Origin of the sequence: Vreelandella sedimenti (genome assembly GCF_013416325.1) — a bacterium.
In the GTDB taxonomy this organism is placed as follows: Bacteria; Pseudomonadota; Gammaproteobacteria; order Pseudomonadales; family Halomonadaceae; genus Vreelandella; species Vreelandella sedimenti.
In genome coordinates, this window is record NZ_JACCGK010000011.1 from 122565 (window position 1) to 138534 (window position 15970).

General features: G+C 54.2%; 18 protein-coding genes. 11 read left to right on the forward strand and 7 right to left on the reverse strand.

Going from position 1 to position 15970, the window contains the following annotated elements:
• Window positions 1-54 precede the first annotated feature (54 nt).
• Window positions 55-927 (forward strand): bifunctional methylenetetrahydrofolate dehydrogenase/methenyltetrahydrofolate cyclohydrolase FolD, encoded by an 873-nt coding sequence (gene folD, locus HZU72_RS13735; protein WP_180093032.1) that lies wholly within the window; start codon window positions 55-57, stop codon window positions 925-927.
• 35 nt (window positions 928-962) lie between these two features.
• Complete coding sequence (gene mtnN / locus HZU72_RS13740; protein ID WP_180093034.1) at window positions 963-1670, forward strand: 5'-methylthioadenosine/S-adenosylhomocysteine nucleosidase; 708 nt, start codon at window positions 963-965, stop codon at window positions 1668-1670.
• Window positions 1671-1739: 69 nt separating this feature from the next.
• On the opposite strand, the gene pyrC is transcribed toward mtnN, so the two are convergent.
• The gene (gene pyrC / locus HZU72_RS13745) at window positions 1740-2777 is read right to left on the reverse strand and encodes a dihydroorotase (RefSeq protein WP_180093036.1); all 1038 of its coding nucleotides are present in this window, start codon (window positions 2775-2777) and stop codon (window positions 1740-1742) included.
• 224 nt (window positions 2778-3001) lie between these two features.
• Here pyrC and HZU72_RS13750 point away from each other — a divergent pair, with 224 nt between their 5' ends.
• From HZU72_RS13750 to HZU72_RS13760, 3 genes are read left to right on the forward strand one after another with little or no spacing between them, the layout of a single operon-like run.
• Window positions 3002-3418 carry a hypothetical protein gene (locus tag HZU72_RS13750; RefSeq protein ID WP_180093039.1) on the forward strand — a complete coding sequence of 139 codons (417 nt, stop codon included), beginning with the start codon at window positions 3002-3004 and terminating at the stop codon, window positions 3416-3418.
• A 7-nt stretch (window positions 3419-3425) separates the two neighbouring features.
• Window positions 3426-4697, forward strand: a complete 1272-nt coding sequence (locus HZU72_RS13755; protein WP_180093041.1) for an ATP-binding protein — start codon at window positions 3426-3428, stop codon at window positions 4695-4697.
• A gap of 43 nt (window positions 4698-4740) precedes the next feature.
• The gene (locus HZU72_RS13760; RefSeq protein WP_009286672.1) at window positions 4741-5280 is read left to right on the forward strand and encodes a response regulator transcription factor; all 540 of its coding nucleotides are present in this window, start codon (window positions 4741-4743) and stop codon (window positions 5278-5280) included.
• Window positions 5281-5341: 61 nt separating this feature from the next.
• On the opposite strand, the gene HZU72_RS13765 is transcribed toward HZU72_RS13760, so the two are convergent.
• Both HZU72_RS13765 and hybE read right to left on the reverse strand, forming a co-directional pair.
• The gene (locus HZU72_RS13765) at window positions 5342-6115 is read right to left on the reverse strand and encodes a 3-hydroxybutyrate dehydrogenase (protein ID WP_180093043.1); all 774 of its coding nucleotides are present in this window, start codon (window positions 6113-6115) and stop codon (window positions 5342-5344) included.
• Window positions 6116-6188: 73 nt separating this feature from the next.
• Complete coding sequence (gene hybE / locus HZU72_RS13770) at window positions 6189-6614, reverse strand: [NiFe]-hydrogenase assembly chaperone HybE (RefSeq protein WP_180093045.1); 426 nt, start codon at window positions 6612-6614, stop codon at window positions 6189-6191.
• Between the two features lie 183 nt (window positions 6615-6797).
• Here hybE and HZU72_RS13775 point away from each other — a divergent pair, with 183 nt between their 5' ends.
• Together HZU72_RS13775 and HZU72_RS13780 are read left to right on the forward strand one after the other, a co-directional pair.
• Window positions 6798-7061: a GrxA family glutaredoxin gene (locus tag HZU72_RS13775; protein WP_022523512.1), complete on the forward strand. Its 264-nt coding sequence runs from the start codon at window positions 6798-6800 to the stop codon at window positions 7059-7061.
• Window positions 7062-7165: 104 nt separating this feature from the next.
• Complete coding sequence (locus tag HZU72_RS13780; RefSeq protein ID WP_180093046.1) at window positions 7166-7933, forward strand: VOC family protein; 768 nt, start codon at window positions 7166-7168, stop codon at window positions 7931-7933.
• A gap of 93 nt (window positions 7934-8026) precedes the next feature.
• Here the strand turns inward: HZU72_RS13780 and HZU72_RS13785 are convergent, their stop codons facing one another.
• Both HZU72_RS13785 and HZU72_RS13790 read right to left on the reverse strand, forming a co-directional pair.
• The gene (locus tag HZU72_RS13785; protein ID WP_180093048.1) at window positions 8027-8692 is read right to left on the reverse strand and encodes a CoA transferase subunit B; all 666 of its coding nucleotides are present in this window, start codon (window positions 8690-8692) and stop codon (window positions 8027-8029) included.
• A gap of 63 nt (window positions 8693-8755) precedes the next feature.
• Window positions 8756-9454: a CoA transferase subunit A gene (locus tag HZU72_RS13790; RefSeq protein WP_180093050.1), complete on the reverse strand. Its 699-nt coding sequence runs from the start codon at window positions 9452-9454 to the stop codon at window positions 8756-8758.
• 164 nt (window positions 9455-9618) lie between these two features.
• Between HZU72_RS13790 and HZU72_RS13795 the strand changes: the two genes are divergently transcribed.
• From HZU72_RS13795 to HZU72_RS13805, 3 genes are all read left to right on the forward strand, one after another.
• Complete coding sequence (locus HZU72_RS13795; protein ID WP_180093052.1) at window positions 9619-10515, forward strand: LysR family transcriptional regulator; 897 nt, start codon at window positions 9619-9621, stop codon at window positions 10513-10515.
• Window positions 10516-10621: 106 nt separating this feature from the next.
• Window positions 10622-11503: a 1-acylglycerol-3-phosphate O-acyltransferase, YihG family gene (gene yihG, locus HZU72_RS13800; protein ID WP_027959399.1), complete on the forward strand. Its 882-nt coding sequence runs from the start codon at window positions 10622-10624 to the stop codon at window positions 11501-11503.
• 116 nt (window positions 11504-11619) lie between these two features.
• Complete coding sequence (locus HZU72_RS13805) at window positions 11620-12417, forward strand: LysM peptidoglycan-binding domain-containing protein (protein WP_180093158.1); 798 nt, start codon at window positions 11620-11622, stop codon at window positions 12415-12417.
• A 93-nt stretch (window positions 12418-12510) separates the two neighbouring features.
• On the opposite strand, the gene gcvT is transcribed toward HZU72_RS13805, so the two are convergent.
• A complete protein-coding gene (gene gcvT / locus HZU72_RS13810; RefSeq protein ID WP_180093054.1) occupies window positions 12511-13623 on the reverse strand; it encodes a glycine cleavage system aminomethyltransferase GcvT in 1113 nt (370 codons plus the stop codon).
• Window positions 13624-13746: 123 nt separating this feature from the next.
• Complete coding sequence (locus tag HZU72_RS13815) at window positions 13747-15156, reverse strand: alanine/glycine:cation symporter family protein (RefSeq protein ID WP_180093056.1); 1410 nt, start codon at window positions 15154-15156, stop codon at window positions 13747-13749.
• A gap of 389 nt (window positions 15157-15545) precedes the next feature.
• Between HZU72_RS13815 and gcvH the strand changes: the two genes are divergently transcribed.
• A complete protein-coding gene (gene gcvH, locus HZU72_RS13820) occupies window positions 15546-15935 on the forward strand; it encodes a glycine cleavage system protein GcvH (protein WP_180093058.1) in 390 nt (129 codons plus the stop codon).
• Window positions 15936-15970: the final 35 nt, after the last annotated feature.

Here is a 15970-nt window from a genome sequence, read left to right on the forward strand (position 1 = left end):
GCTTGAGCGCTTTAATGCCTAGGCTATTTTTAACATTCACAGGGACTCCATTACATGACCGCCCAACTAATCGATGGCAAAGCCATCGCTGCCACTGTCCGCCAACAGGTTGCCGAAAAGATCGCTACACGCCGTCAAACCGGCGGGCGGGCACCGGGACTAGCCGTGGTTGTGGTCGGGGACGATCCCGCCTCTCATGTATATGTCAGCAATAAGCACCGCGCCTGCGAACAAGCTGGCATTCTCTCCTTTCAGCATGCCCTACCCGGCACAACCTCACAGCATGAACTGGAAGCCCTGGTTGATCAGCTCAACAGCGACCCGACCGTTGATGGCATCTTGGTTCAACTGCCACTGCCCAAGCATCTCGATGCCGAGCCCATTTTAGAGCGTATTCTGCCTGGCAAAGATGTCGATGGGTTTCACCCCTACAACATTGGCCGCTTAGCGCAGCGTATGCCCGCCCTACGCCCCTGCACGCCGAAAGGAATCATGACCCTACTGGCACAGAGCGATATTGCGCTACGCGGCTTAGACGCCACCGTTGTGGGCGCTTCTAACATTGTAGGCCGCCCTATGGCGCTGGAGCTGATGCTGGCAGGGTGTACCACCACCGTATGTCACCGCTTTACCCGCAACCTTGAAGATCACGTAAGCCGCGCCGACATTCTGGTCGTGGCCGTCGGCAAGCCGGGTATCGTGAAAGGCGAATGGATTAAGCCGGGCGCTATCGTGATCGACGTAGGCATCAATCGTCAGGAGGATGGCACGTTAAAAGGCGACCTTGATTTTGCCACCGCTGCCGAACGCGCCAGCTTTATCACCCCCGTACCTGGAGGCGTGGGGCCGATGACCGTAGCTACTCTGCTTGAAAATACCCTTGAAGCCGCCGAGAAGCACGATTTAGCTCCCCTAGAGCACGCCTGAGTTAAACACCACTTTTAATGTAGGAGCATGGCGCAGTGAAGCGTATTGGTATTATTGGCGCAATGGCGCAGGAAGTGAGCACCTTGGTGAGTCAGTTGGACAACCCCCAACGCTACGAGCACGCGGGTTTTGTCTTCCATACCGGCACGCGTTACGGCCTTGAGGTCATTGTGCTGCAGTCGGGGATTGGCAAGGTCAATGCCGCAGTAGGCACGGCTATTTTATTAGAGCGCCATCAGCCCGATGCCATTATCAACACTGGTTCCGCCGGTGGCTTTGCCGCCGATTTAGCCATTGGCGATGTAATCATTTCAGATGAAGTACGCCATCACGACGTCGACGCCGTGGTATTTGGCTACGAGATAGGCCAAGTGCCGGGAATGCCCGCCGCCTACTTGGCCGACAAATCGCTGCGAGAAGTGGCGCGCAATGCCATCGCCTCGTTAGGTGAAGTCCAGGTACGCGAAGGCTTGATCGCCACCGGTGACGCCTTTATGGCTGACCCTGTAAGGGTAGACGCTACCCGTGCCCAGTTCCCTAGCATGCTTGCGGTCGAGATGGAGGGCGCCGCCATTGCTCAAACGTGCCACCTCTACCAGTGCCCCTTCGTTGTGATCCGCGCGCTCTCTGACATTCCGGGCAGTGGCGACAACCACCTCTCCTTCGATGAGTTTCTGGAAGTGGCCGCCGACCACTCATCGCGCATGGTTGACCAAATGCTTAAGCAACTTGGCAACGTCTAACAAAGCTTACTAAGCGTTTGGAGCCGTCGACCGTTAAAGCGTCGACGGCGCTTGTTAAGACCTGACTTGTTAAGACCTAACCGCCCAGTTAAGCGTCTCCCCCGCCAGCAATGGAATAATTTTCTCTCCCTGGGCGTAAGAATAACTCTCCGGCAGTGTCCAACCCCGTCGCTCTAGCGTAATGGTATCTGCATTAGCCGATAACCCATAAAAACGAGGCCCATTCAGGCTGGCGAAGGCTTCCAACTTATCCAAGGCATCCATTTCATCGAAGGCGGTGGCGTAGAGCTCAATGGCCGCGGGGGCAGTATAGGCACCGGCACAGCCGCAGCTTGACTCTTTAGCCCTCTGGGAGTGGGGCGCGCTATCGGTGCCCAAAAAGAACTTATGGCTACCGCTGGTGGCTGCTTTAAGCAGCGCCTGGCGATGCTGCTCACGCTTTAGAATGGGCAGGCAGTAGTAGTGAGGACGAATCCCACCCACCAGCATCTTATTGCGGTTAAACAGCAGGTGATGCGCAGTAATGGTGGCAGCCACGTTATCCGGCGCCTGGGCAACAAACTCTGCGGCTTGCTGGGTGGTGATATGCTCACACACCACTCTCAGTGCTGGATGGCGTTCAAGCAGCGGTTTTAGCACTGTGTCAATAAACACCGCTTCGCGATCAAAAATATCGATCTCAGCATGGGTGACTTCACCGTGCACCAAAAGTGGCATGCCAACCTTAGCCATCATTTCGATAGTTGCGTCACAGTGGGCCAAATTGGTCACCCCTGAATCGGAGTTAGTCGTGGCACCCGCCGGGTAAAGCTTCACTGCTTTGACAATGCCACTTTGTGCCGCGCGCTCGATCTCTTCCGGTGGAGTTGTATCGGTGAGATAGAGCACCATTAAGGGCTCGAAGGTACTGCCCGCTGGCAAGGCAGCAAGGATACGCTGACGATACTCAAGTGCCTGAGCCGTAGTGGTTACCGGCGGGGTGAGGTTGGGCATAATGATCGCCCGCCCCATCTGCGCTGCGGTATGGCCTACCACCGCTTTGAGCGCCTCATCGTCGCGCAAGTGAAGGTGCCAGTCATCGGGGCGGGTCAGTGTTACAGTATCCACGGCATGTCCTGTAGTGGTGTTAAGTCGGGTAAAATACGCCATGTACAGTATACGCAATTGCGCGATGGGATAAATCCGCTCCTCAAGCGCCCACACCCCAGCCCAAGTATCGTATTATGGCGGCGCTGTTTTAGAGACACGGCTCTTTCAAGACCCAGATCTAACGGTTAGTTTTTGCAGTCGTTTATAAAAGTTAGTTTTTGACGCTAAGGATTCGGTTGTTTATGCAGAACGTGCGCCGCTATGCGGATATTATTGCCAGCCTGGAAGGATTGATGTGGCTAAGCCTCGCTTGGTCGATTTCGCTCTCCGTTCATATCGGCAGCACAGAACCCACTCTTGCTAGCTTATTGGTGATTGGTGCTCTAGTGGTTTTCTGCTGGGCTCATAGGCCACTGCGTTACCTGTTGCGCCGCTACCATATTCGCAAACGACGCACCGATATGTGGATCCATACCCTGGCCCTGCCGTTGCTGCTGGCGATGTTCTTCCACATCATGCTTGAAGCGTTATTGGGTAGCGCCTGGCTGCCGCCTAAAATGCTGCTGTTCAATATATTGGCGTCGGCTGGCTGGACAACCTACGTGATGACCCTGTTCATTAAATTTGTCATTCATGGCTTTAAAGCCAAAACCAAGTAAGCCCATCATGCCAACTGCCCTCCCCCTCCCGCTTTCTACACCCAACCGTAACTTGGTGCGACTGACTATCGTGCGCGGCATCACCTGGACGGGTTTTTTACTGGCTATTGTGGTGGGCGTTGAACTGCTCGCCTTCGATTTACCGGTTACCGCCGTGGTGAGCGTGGTCATTTCAATGGGCGTACTCAATATTGCCACTTGGTGGCGTCTGGGCCGTCCCCGTGCGGTGACGCACCTTGAGTATTTGCTGCATTTACTTGCCGATATCACCGGTTTAACACTACTGTTCTATTTCTCGGGCGGCTCCACCAACCCTTTTATTACCTACTACCTGGTGCCGGTTACCATCGCCGCCGCCACCCTGCCCTGGCGCCATGCCTGGATCATCGCCGCATGCTCCATGGCGGGTTACACCTTTTTAATGTTCTCCTACCACCCCATCCCGCAACTGGGCCATATCAATAGCGATAGCCCCTTGAGCCTGCATATACTAGGCATGTGGCTTAACTTTGGCCTCTCTGCAGGGCTGGTAACCTTTTTTATCTACAAAATGGCTCACGCGCTGCGTAGCCGTGATCAGGCACTCTCCCGAACTCGGGAAGCGGCCCTGCGCAATGAGCAGGTGTTGGCGGTCGCAACCCAGGCTGCGGGCACTGCTCACGAACTGGGCACACCACTCTCTACCATGGCAGTCCTCCTCAAAGAGATGCAGGCCGACACCCCCGCCGATTCGACGCTGGATCAGGACATTAACTTATTGCGCCAGCAGGTCGACGTATGCAAATCACGTCTACAAAATTTGGTCTCCAACGCTGACCGGCGGCGTATGGCAGAACCCGAAGTGCTCGACGCCGAAGTGTGGTTAGCGGGTGTTGTTCAGCGCTGGTTGGTGCTTCGTCCTGATGTGAGCCATCAGTTCGATGTGGCAGAAAAACGCGGTAGGCCTTGGCTGGCCGTCGATGCCACGCTCGACCAAGCATTGACCAATTTGCTCAATAACGCCGCTGACGCTAACCCTGAGCACATTGCCATACGCTTAGACTGGCAGAGCGAGAGCGTGGTGATCGATATTCGTGACCATGGCCCAGGTGTCGCCATGTCGATCGCCGACCAGTTGGGTGAGACGTTCATTTCGACTAAAAGCAAGGGCATGGGCATCGGCTTGTTTTTAACCCATGCCACCATCAATCGCTTTGGTGGTGGTGTAAGCCTGTATAATCACCCGGAAGGGGGTACGCTAACGGAAGTCACGCTGCCCCGCTGCGCAGCGCCAACTTAATCGCGCCCGCCCCAAGCACCGCCAGTTATGGATTGAGGACAACATGCAAACGCGAGAGCAACGCCTACTGATCATAGATGACGATGAAATGTTTTGTCATGTGCTGAACCGTGCCCTTACGCGCCGCGGTTACGACGTTATCGTTGCCCACGATGCCGAGCAGGCCCTGACCATGGCCGCGCAGCATTCACCCACCATGGCGACCCTTGATTTAAAACTGGAAAACAGCTCAGGCTTAAAACTACTTCCCGAGCTACTTGCCACCGTACCCCAGTGTCGCATTGTGGTGCTGACCGGCTACTCCAGTATCGCCACCGCAGTGGAGGCGATTAAACTCGGCGCGGTTAATTACCTGTGTAAACCGGTGGATGCCGACGATGTATTAACCGCATTCGAGCGCCAGAGCGGCGACCCGGATATTGAGCTTGCAGACAATCCGCCATCGATTAACCGCATCACCTGGGAGCATATTCAGAAAGTGCTGCAGGAGCACGACGGCAATATATCCGCCACCGCACGGGCACTAGGCATGCACCGCCGCACCCTGCAGCGCAAACTACAAAAACGCCCCGTACGTCGTTAAGGCCTGCAACAAAGCACCCCGCCAATCACATCAAGGTCACTGGCGGGGCCAAACTGATTAATTAATGCGCTGTCCAACCAAGATCAATATTAAAGCTTGAGCCAGTCACGGCACCGGCTGCGTCGGATGCCAGGTAAGCGACTAATTGCGCCACCTCTTCAGGCTCGATCAAGCGCTTGATGGCCGCCTGTTTGAGCATGACTTTTTCGATGACCTCCTGCTCATCCATACCGTGTAATTTAGCTTGGTCGGCGATTTGGTTATCCACTAACGGGGTTTTCACATAGGCAGGACATACCGCATTCGCAGTGATGCCTTGTTCACCGCCCTCTAGCGCCGCCGTTTTGGTCAAACCAATCATGCCGTGTTTGGCGCTGATGTACGCCGCTTTCCCCGGGGAAGCCACCTGAGCGTGTATCGAGGCCACGTTAACGATGCGTCCCCAGCCCTTTTCACGCATATGTGGCCACGCGGCCTGTGTCAGCAAGAAAGGCGCCGTCAGCATCAAATCCATGATCTGACGCCACTTCTCCTCGGGGAAGGTCTCAATCGAGGCAACGTGCTGAATCCCAGCGTTATTGACCAATATATCAACACCGCCAAAGCGCTTAACCGCATCCGCCACCGCCGCACGGCAGGCGTCAGGATCGGTTAGATCCGCCTGAAAGAAAGCCGCGCCGGATTTTTCAGCGACCGCCTTACCCGCCGGATTAAAATCGACGGCAAGCACTTGATGGCCTAATTCGCAAAAGTGCTTAACCACAGCGGCACCGATCCCGCTGCTAGTACCGGTTACCAGCGCAACTCGTGGCGTTGTAACGGATTGGGAAGTCATGGGCAATTTCCTTTTTCACTGCGTGGATGGAAGATACTGTTGGTAGAAATCCTGACAGTATAGCTGGCTGCGCTTAGGCGTTGAGCTCTTCATCGGGTTGCATTAAACGCGCCATCATTTGCTGCGCCAGCCTCGCAGCTTCCTGCATGCTCTCCAGCTCGCTCAAATCTCGCAAAATGGCGCGCTTATAGAGTCCGTAGCCGCCTGGCAAGCGCTCAAGTGATAGTGGGTATGTGCCTGAAGGCAGAGAAAGCGTAAGCGTATCCGCCAAAGGCTCGGTCAGCCGAGAGTGGTCAGGCACTGCGACCAACCACAGCTCGCAGGGCGTAATCAACGCCCCCACCATGTGCTTAGCGCCATGATGCTGAAAGCATAGCGCATCAACCCCTAAACGCGGGTTCCAGTCACTTTCGCGTTTAATGGATGGCAAGTGCCTATCTCGGTACGCCTTCGCCAGATCAGTAAGAAAGGTGTATTCGTCAGCGGTAAGCATGTGCATAGGCTTGTTGGTTTTCCCAGGTGATAACGGGCATTAATGGTTCGTGTAGCGAGCTGCTATTGGCGAAACGAGCTCTGCTCAGCCACAATGGGCGCGAATTTATCGCTAAGCCAAACGGCTATTTACCCTTCAGCTACTGTCTACCTGATAACTTACTCAGTTTATCGTAAAGGAGCACCACCTATGTTTGTGGTTATTTTTGGTCGGATGTCATGTCCCTTCTGCGTACGCGCAAAACAGCTTGCCGAGCATTTGGAAAAAGTCGGAAAAATTGAAGGCTATCGCTATGTGGATATGCCCTCTGAAGGCGTCACTAAAGAAGATATCGCCAAAACGGCGGGCAAACCCATTCACACTGTCCCGCAGGTATTTGTCGATCAAACCCATGTAGGCGGCTTTACTGAATTTGATCAGTTTGTCCGCGATCAACAGCTACTTGCCGTTTAACCGCTCGTTAATAGCCGTTGAACCCTTGCTTACCCCGCTTGCCTATACTGAGCAGTTATTTAATGGCTCACGCTAGGTGTGCCACTTTAGGCAAGGAGTTCACCATGCAGCGTCAGGAGTTCGTTCAGCAGCTGTGGCTTGACTATGTACATACCCATCCCGATATCGGCGCCCTTAGACTTTGGCCACTATCAACGGCGGCTGAGTATTTAACGCTGGTAACGCTCAATTACGGGCCCTTTGCCGCTGCCGCGCTTACCGGCAATTTAGCTCATATGGGCTATCGCGCCATGGGCCATTACGCCATGGCCGATAAAGGTCTATTGGTGCAACTACTCGCGCCAAGCGACGGCAGTAGTTGGCTGGTGCTGGCAGAACTGCAAATAGGCACATTGTCCAAGGCACCCCGGGAAGCCATTGAAGGGCTGGTGCAACAATCTCATCCTCAGGATTGCAAGGGGCATAATTTGCTCTGCCGCGGTCGCCCCTGGCCGATGCCTAGCTGGGCCCTTTATCAACAGCTACAGCAAGCGCACCCCTTGGCGGCCTGGATAGCGGTGATGGGCCCTCGCTTGCATCACGCAGGCTTTGATTGTGGGCAGTTGGGTGAGCCCTTGAAAACGCTGGATCAACGCCTAAGCGAAGTGGGCATGCCAAGCCTTGAGGGCCAGCAAAACGGTGTCTTCACGGTATCATCACTGCTTGATCACCGCTTCTACCCCACCACACCACAGAAAACAGTCTTCGCCAATGGCGATGAACATCGCCTCTGCCTAGGCGGCTTGGCGTTAGCCCAAAAGCACGTTGAAGATAATCACGAGCGTATTGCCGATTTACTGCTACCCCATCATACGCGCTGTGAAATGGCCTGAGACGCTAGCAGCAATGTCGCTAGCGTCTCACTGTGCACTTTATTTAACCCTCTAAACTTTGGCTGTTTATCATTCGTGCTAATGGGAGCGTGATTACTCGGCATCAAATGTCATTTCGGGTACATGGTCAGGCACAATCAGCTTGCCCGCCGTCTTCTCGACGATTTCCTCAACGCTTACGCCCGGAGCGCGCTCCTTGAGAATAAAAGCACCGTCTTTGATTTCAAGATAAGCTAAATCTGTCAACACGCGGTTAATGCAGCCTGCGCCGGTCAGCGGCAGTGCGCATTTTTCCAATAGCTTGGATTCGCCGTGCTTAGAGGCGTGCGTCATAGTGCAAATGATGTTGTCGGCACCGGCAACGAGATCCATGGCACCGCCCATGCCTTTGATCAACTTCCCTGGAATCATCCAGGAAGCGATATTGCCCTGCTGATCCACCTCGAAAGCCCCCAGCACGGTAAGATCCACGTGACCACCGCGAATCATTGCAAACGATTCTGCTGAAGAAAAAATCGCTGCGCCTGGGCGCGCCGTCACCGTCTCTTTACCCGCATTAATCATATCTGGATCAAGTTCGTCTTCGCTGGGGTAGCGGCCCATCCCCAGCAGCCCATTCTCGGATTGCAGCATGACATCGATGCCATCCGGGATGTAGTTGGCAACCAGGGTGGGAATACCAATGCCCAGGTTGACGTAAAAACCATCTTGAAGTTCGCGGGCGACACGCTGAGCCATCTGTTCTCGTGTTAAAGCCATGGTGACTTCCTCTTGTTGAATCGTTAAATGAGAAGCAAGTGTTGCGTTTGAAGGCGCGGCGTATTAGCTGCGCACCGTGCGTTTCTCTATCCGCTTTTCAAACGTGCCTTGAATAATCCGATCCACATAAATTCCTGGGGTATGGATCTGGCTAGGCTCAAGCTCACCTGGCTCAACAATCTCTTCAACTTCCACCACGGTAATTTTCCCCGCCGTGGCGGCCATGGGGTTAAAATTCTGCGCCGTATGGCGATATATTACGTTGCCATAGCGATCCGCCTTCCAGCCTTTCACTATGGCAAAATCACCTACAATGGCTTCTTCTAAAATACAGTGTCGGCCATTAAACTCGCGAACCTCTTTCCCCTCACCAATCGGCGTGCCGTAACCGGTAGCAGTATAAAAGGCGGGAATACCAGCGCCGCCTGCGCGCATTTTTTCCGCCAATGTGCCTTGAGGCGTTAACACCACTTCAATCTCATCGTTGAGCATTTGCTTCTCAAACAAGGCATTTTCACCTACGTAAGAGGCCAGAATTTTACTGATTTGGCGGTCTTCAAGCAGTATTCCCAAGCCAAAACCATCGACACCGCAATTATTGGACACCACGGTAAGGTCATTGACGCCGCGACGCTTGATCTCGGCAATCAGGTTTTCGGGGATACCGCAGAGTCCGAAGCCACCGGCGATGACGGTCATACCGCTCTCGATGCCTTCCATAGCCTCTTCGTAGGAAGCTACACGCTTATCGAATCCTGCCATTGTTGTGCCTCACATTGTTGTTGATGATCAGTATTATCGTAGATGAGTGCTGTCAAAAATTCGCGAACTGAAGCTTACGATAGTGCCAGTGTTGTGCGAGATGATATATTTGTTAAGTTTGTTTTTCTTATCAATTTATTTTTTAAACTTATAAAAGGCACTTTATGACCGTCAAACAGCTGCGCGCCTTTCTGGCGGTCGCCCAAACCCTCAGCTTTACTCAAGCCTGCGAGCGCCTGCATTTATCCCAACCAGCACTAAGTCTTGCGATTAAAGGCCTGGAAGAGTCCCTGGGTGGCAAACTGCTTATTCGGAGCACCCGCAACGTCAGATTAACCCCAGAAGGCGAGTCGCTACTACCGCTAGCCAAACACTTGCTGGCTCAGTGGGACAATACCGAGGAGCGCTTACGCCAACGTTTCACCCTTCAACTTGGGCGGCTGAGCGTCGCGGCGATGCCCGCCTTTGCTTGTAACTTACTCCCTGCGGCGCTGGTTAAATTTCGCCATGAACACCCCAAAGTCAATATTACCGTACACGATGTTATCAACGAGGAGGTTACCGCCATGGTGCGCTCTCGTCAGGTTGAGATGGGGATTGCTTTTTCACCGGAGGGAACCGGCAGCCTGCTCTTTACACCGCTGTTTGAAGACCACTTTGTGGCTGTCGTGCCACCTGACTCTTCGTTAATCCAGGCCTCTCAGTTGACCTGGTCAACGCTGCTCCACCACGATTTCATTACCCTTCAACGCCCCTCCATGGTGCGTCGCTTATTGGAACAGGAACTGGGCAAGCAAAATATGGAGCTAACGGTAGCCTTTGAAAGCCACCAGCTCTCAACAGTGGGGAGAATGGTCGCTGACGGCCTGGGCGTCAGTGCGGTGCCTTCCATGTGCATTCGTCAAATGCATGAATTGGGCGCTCGCTGCATACCGCTGACAGCGCCCGCTATCTCCTGCCGCGTCGGCATTTTGACCCACCAAGAGCTCTCCGTAGCCGCCCACGCACTGCGCACCGTTCTCTTGAACACCGTCCAAGCCCCTTCACTGCCGCTCGTATAAAACATCATCAAGCTAATGAATTGCTGTAGGTTTCTGCTGGGCAGCGTGGCTAGGATCCTTTAGCATTCAGTATTACGTTATTGGTCTGACGGCAAGGAAACGCGGTATGCCTATTTTAAAGGGGCTGATTAGCGCGCTGCTGCTAACGCTCAACACACTGTTCTGGGGCGTACCTCTCATTCTGCTGACGCTACTTAAAGTCATTGCCCCAGGGCAGCGGCTTAAGCAGTTAGTGTTGCAGGGGCTGAATGGCGTTGCGCTTAACTGGATAGGCGTTAACCTTTGGTGGATGCGGCATTGGCTCAAACCCGTGCTACACGCCAGCGTACCTGATAATTTGAGCCCACAGCAGTGGTGGTTGGTGATATCCAACCATCGCAGTTGGACGGATATCTTTATGCTGTTGATGGCGTTGCATCGGCGTATCCCCATGCCACGTTTTTTCTTAAAACGTCAATTAATCTGGATCCCCATCGTAGGGTTGGCTTTTTGGGCGCTAGAATTTCCTTTTATGCGCCGCTTTAGCCGCGAACAAGTCGCTAAAAATCCTAAACTGGCCACCATTGATCGAGCGGCTACCGAACGGATGTGTCAGCAGGCAAGGCTCTCGCCCATTGCGATTTTTAATTTTGTCGAGGGCACCCGTTTTTCGGTTGCCAAACGCGATGCCCAGCAGAGCCCCTACCGCCACTTATTACGCCCTAAAGCGGGCGGCATTGCTCAAGTACTTAGTCTGCTAGGCAACCAATTGGATGGTATCCTGGATGTGACGATCAGCTACGCTAACCCCTCGCCGACGTTTTGGGGCTTTTTATGCGGCAGAGAGGCACCCATAACATTACAGGCACGGCAACTCAGCATTCCTGAGTGGATGTACGCATCAGAAAACCACGAAGAAAAGCAGCATAAGGAACGCTTCCACACATGGATCAATGCACTCTGGTTGGAAAAAGATGGCATGCTGGACAGCCGAACCGATCACGCCTAGTCGGCTGGCTCATTGCTTGGCTGTTAGCGGGACTACTGACCGGCTGTTCCAGCGCTCCTCCATCGTCATCCCAGCGAGCGGCCGCTCCTAGCGCCAGCCAGATCAGTGGCGACTGGGTGCAGGTGCAGCGTGGCGACACGCTGGGTAAGCTGGCGGCCCGGGCTAACGTGCCACTGGAACGCCTGGAGCGCTTTAACCCAGGTGCCGATACGCGGCGCCTGGAAATTGGGCAACGTCTATTAATTCCTACCCAGCAGGAGCGGGCACCTTCCGGCGGCCCCTACCGCTATCAAATCCGTCCTGGTGATACGTTCTCGAGCATCGCCCGACATTTTGGCACTACCAGTGGCCGCATTCAGAGTGCCAACCCTAGCGCCTCCCCCACTAATTTGAGAATTGGCCAAATAGTCAGCCTACCCCTTAGCGGTTCAGCGGCGCGAAGTTCACCTAGAAGCTCAGCAAACAACAGCAGCTCTTCAAGCGCTAACAAGCCTGCCGCTGCACCTGCCAGCAGCGCACCCAGTCAGGCGCTACCCTCATCAGCCAGGCGCTGGCCCTGGCCGCTGGAAGACTATCGAGTGGTTCGCCGCTTCGGGCCAGACAGCCGTGGCACCCTGCAGCCCATGCTGCTGGCTACTCAAGCCGGGGCTCAGGCTAAAGCCGTTGCCCCTGGCGAGGTACGCTTTGCCGACGGTATGCGTCAGCTAGGTGAAGTGGTGATTGTGCACCATGCCGATAACCTCCAGACCGTATACGCGCTTTGCGAGCGCATTTTGGTCGAGGTAGGCAAACAGGTTAGCGCCGGAGACCCGCTTTGTGAGGTAGGTCAAAGCAGTGCCACCCAACGCTATGATCTACTCTTTGATCTGCGCCAAGGCGGTAAACCCATCGATCCCAAGCAGGTTCTGCGCTAAAACACTTGCTTGATAAACCGCCCTTCGTAATACTCTCCTTTATAAAGCAACGGCCCCTAGCTAAGCAGGGGCCGCGGGTAGATGGGCGCGCTTCTAGCCGCGATAGTAGCCCGGCTTTACAAACGGCGTGGGAGTTACCACCATAGGTAACTGTTTACCGCGTACCACCGCGAATACAGTACTTTGCGGTGCTTCCAGCTCGCGAGTGACATAACCCATCGCCACAGGCTTACCGACGCTGGGACCAAAGCTGCCGGAGGTAACGATTCCAACCTCATTGCCTGCCTCATCCACAAGCGGCGCGCCCTCACGCACCGGCGCACGGCCTTCAGCTAACAGCCCAACACGCTTGCGGGTGTGATCTTTGGCATCGACCTGATGAAGAATCACATTGGCGCCTGGAAAACCTCCGGGCCGATCACCACCACGGCGACGTGGTTTGCCAATCGCCCAGATTAGACCTGCTTCTACCGGGGTGGTTTGCTCATCCATATCGTGGCCATAGAGGCATAAACCCGTTTCCAAACGCAGCGAATCCCGCGCTCCCAGGCCAATCGCTTCGACTTCGGGCTCAGCTATCAGCTGCTCAGCAAAGGCTTCGCAAGCATCGGCGGCGACGGAAATTTCAAAACCATCTTCACCGGTATAGCCGCTGCGGCTCACCCACACCTCCTGCCCGGCAATGGTAAAGCGTCCATGCTGCATAAACACAAGCTCACAGGCTTCAGGGCAAAGCCGCTGCATGACATCCCGCGCCTGAGGCCCTTGCAGCGCCAGTAAGCCACGATCCAAGGGTTCAATTGTATGGGTTGACGCCAAATTGAGGCGTAGGTGAGCCAAGTCCTGTTCTTTGCAGGCTGCGTTCACTACCAAATAGAAGTGATCACCCGCATTGACCACCATTAGGTCGTCAATAATGCCGCCTTCTGTGTTGGTGAACAGTCCGTAACGTTGGCCACCTTTCTCGAGGCCCACCAAATCGGCAGGAATCAAGGTTTCCAGGGCTTCAGCCACGCCGTCACCGGAAACGCTGATTTGCCCCATATGGGAGACATCGAACAGCCCGCACTTTTGACGGGTGTGCTCATGCTCTTTTTTGACCCCCAGCGGATACTGCACCGGCATATCGTAGCCAGCAAAAGGTACCATCTTGGCGCCTAGCTTGAGGTGCAACGCATGCAGAGGCGTTTGCTTTAATTCAGACATAGGGGCTTTCCTTACTCAAAAGTGTTCGCTCAAAAAAGAGAACGGGAAGCCACTAAGTAAGTGTCTTCCCGACTCTCCTGTTATTCACGTTCACCTACAGCGCCGATGAACGCGCTGCGGGTATTATTGGTCGTGATCCAGTTCTTCACCCGGCAATACGTCTTTGCCGTCGAAATAGTCCTTGGTTAGCTTAAAGACTACCGGCGAAAGCAGTGCCAAGGCAATCAAGTTCGGGATCGCCATCATGGCGTTGAAGGTATCCGCCATGAGCCAGATAAAGCCCAGTTGAGCGATGGCGCCCAGCGGTATAGCCAGAACGAACAGCACCCGATAGATCATAATGGAGCGAGTACCAAACAGGAACTGGCAGCACTTCTCACCGTAAAATGACCAGCCTAGGATGGTGGTAAAAGCAAAAATCGCCAACGCAATGGCGACGATCTGATTACCAAAGCCAGGCAGCGCAGCATCAAACGAAAGCGCGGTCAGCGACGCCCCCGCTTCGCCCTCTTGCCAAACTGTTGAGGTCAAAATCACCAGCGCGGTAATCGTGCACACAATAATGGTATCGATAAAGGTGCCCAGCATTGCGATTAAGCCCTGGCGCACCGGATTTTTGGTTTTGGCCGCCGCGTGGGCGATAGGCGCACTTCCCAAACCCGCTTCATTGGAGAAGATACCGCGTGCCACACCAAAACGAATCGCCGCCATGACGGCAGCACCCGCGAAACCACCTGCGGCCGCCATGGGGTTGAAGGCATAGTAGAAGATCATACCAAAGGCTTCACCGATCTGCCCGGCATTGACGATCAATACCAACAAGCCAGCCACTACGTAGGCAATGCCCATAACCGGCACCAACTTGCCCGCCACTTTAGCAATACGCTTGATACCACCCAGAATCACCGCGCCAGCCAGCACCATAATGACCACACCCGTGAGCCAGTGCGGCACGCCGAAGGTGGCGTCCATGGCGTCAGCAACGGAGTTGGACTGAACGGTATTGCCGATCCCAAAGGCAGCGACAGCGCCAAAAAACGAGAACAGGCCGCCCAACCATAACCACTTTTTACCCAGGCCATTCTTAATGTAAAACATCGGCCCGCCCACGTGGTAACCGGTGCTATCGGTTTCACGATAGCGCACGGCCAGCACCGCTTCGGCAAATTTAGTGGCCATACCCACCAGTGCAGTAATCCACATCCAAAACACAGCGCCAGGGCCACCTAACGCAATGGCTGTAGCGACACCGGCAATATTACCGGTACCGATGGTCGCTGAGAGTGCGGTCATCAAGGCATCAAAAGGAGATATTTCCCCTTCGTCTCCTTCTTTGGCAACTGCCGCTTTACCCACCTCTGGTTTCGCGTCACGCCCCGCCCACATTAGCTTGAAACCCATGCCGAGCTTTCTAATCGGCATCAGTTTCAAGCCAAGCTGCAGGTAAATCCCCACACCGAGTAGCAGAATCAACATGACGGGCCCCCAGACCACGCCGTTGATCGCCCCTAAGAGGCTAGTTAATGCTTCCATGTTCATCTCCTCGCTTTGTTGGTATGCAATGTTGGTGTGTATTATTGGCTTGTTGCGATTAGGGCTAGTCCTAACGTCGCTATTGTTGGTTAGCGCACGATTTGAATGTTTTACACCATAAACTTAGCTAGCATCTAGGGTGATGTCGCTTGTGCATAGAGGATACCGCTTTTTTCATAACCCGATCTTCCGCACAAACCCGGCAAAAAATACCTGAACCGATAACGCTACTAAGCAAGCTTTGAAGCAACGAAGAAATTTGTTTCCGATTGGAAACACGTTAACATGCTTGCTTATTCGCTCGATCTACCCCAGTCACTAGTCGCCAAGGTGAACGACAACCGCTAGTATGCTCGGGCCCAGAAAACTGTTTCATATAGGAAAACACCATGAGCAATCTTCCTACCAATCTTCGTTACGCGGAAAGCCACGAGTGGGTGCTGGATAATAAAGACGGCACTGTGACCGTAGGCATAACCGATCACGCCCAGCAGGCGCTCGGCGATGTCGTGTTTGTTGAACTGCCTGAAGTGGGAACAGCGCTGAGCAAAGGGCAAGAGTTTGGCGTTATCGAATCGGTAAAAGCTGCTTCTGATCTCTACTCGCCGGTTGTTGGCGAAGTCATTGAGGTCAATGACGCGCTTGAAGACGCCCCTGAAACAGTCAATGAAGCGCCTTACGAAGGCGGCTGGATTATGAAAGTGCGCTTAGACAGCGATTCACTTGATGGCCTGCTCGACGCAGATGCCTACCAAGCAACGCTTAGCGCTGACGATTAAAGGCTGTAGCTGAATCATATACATATATTAGGGCC

Bases quoted from the DNA above. Each gene is read 5' to 3' on its own strand.
- folD (WP_180093032.1), top strand. From the start codon at position 55: ATGACCGCCCAACTAATCGATGGCAAAGCCATCGCTGCCACTGTCCGC.
- gcvT (WP_180093054.1), bottom strand. From the start codon at position 13,623: ATGTCTGAATTAAAGCAAACGCCTCTGCATGCGTTGCACCTCAAGCTA.
- HZU72_RS13765 (WP_180093043.1), bottom strand. From the start codon at position 6,115: ATGACTTCCCAATCCGTTACAACGCCACGAGTTGCGCTGGTAACCGGT.
- hybE (WP_180093045.1), bottom strand. From the start codon at position 6,614: ATGCACATGCTTACCGCTGACGAATACACCTTTCTTACTGATCTGGCG.
- HZU72_RS13815 (WP_180093056.1), bottom strand. From the start codon at position 15,156: ATGGAAGCATTAACTAGCCTCTTAGGGGCGATCAACGGCGTGGTCTGG.
- HZU72_RS13790 (WP_180093050.1), bottom strand. From the start codon at position 9,454: ATGGCAGGATTCGATAAGCGTGTAGCTTCCTACGAAGAGGCTATGGAA.
- HZU72_RS13755 (WP_180093041.1), top strand. From the start codon at position 3,426: ATGCCAACTGCCCTCCCCCTCCCGCTTTCTACACCCAACCGTAACTTG.
- HZU72_RS13780 (WP_180093046.1), top strand. From the start codon at position 7,166: ATGCAGCGTCAGGAGTTCGTTCAGCAGCTGTGGCTTGACTATGTACAT.
- HZU72_RS13785 (WP_180093048.1), bottom strand. From the start codon at position 8,692: ATGGCTTTAACACGAGAACAGATGGCTCAGCGTGTCGCCCGCGAACTT.
- yihG (WP_027959399.1), top strand. From the start codon at position 10,622: ATGCCTATTTTAAAGGGGCTGATTAGCGCGCTGCTGCTAACGCTCAAC.
- HZU72_RS13760 (WP_009286672.1), top strand. From the start codon at position 4,741: ATGCAAACGCGAGAGCAACGCCTACTGATCATAGATGACGATGAAATG.
- HZU72_RS13795 (WP_180093052.1), top strand. From the start codon at position 9,619: ATGACCGTCAAACAGCTGCGCGCCTTTCTGGCGGTCGCCCAAACCCTC.
- HZU72_RS13750 (WP_180093039.1), top strand. From the start codon at position 3,002: ATGCAGAACGTGCGCCGCTATGCGGATATTATTGCCAGCCTGGAAGGA.
- HZU72_RS13775 (WP_022523512.1), top strand. From the start codon at position 6,798: ATGTTTGTGGTTATTTTTGGTCGGATGTCATGTCCCTTCTGCGTACGC.
- gcvH (WP_180093058.1), top strand. From the start codon at position 15,546: ATGAGCAATCTTCCTACCAATCTTCGTTACGCGGAAAGCCACGAGTGG.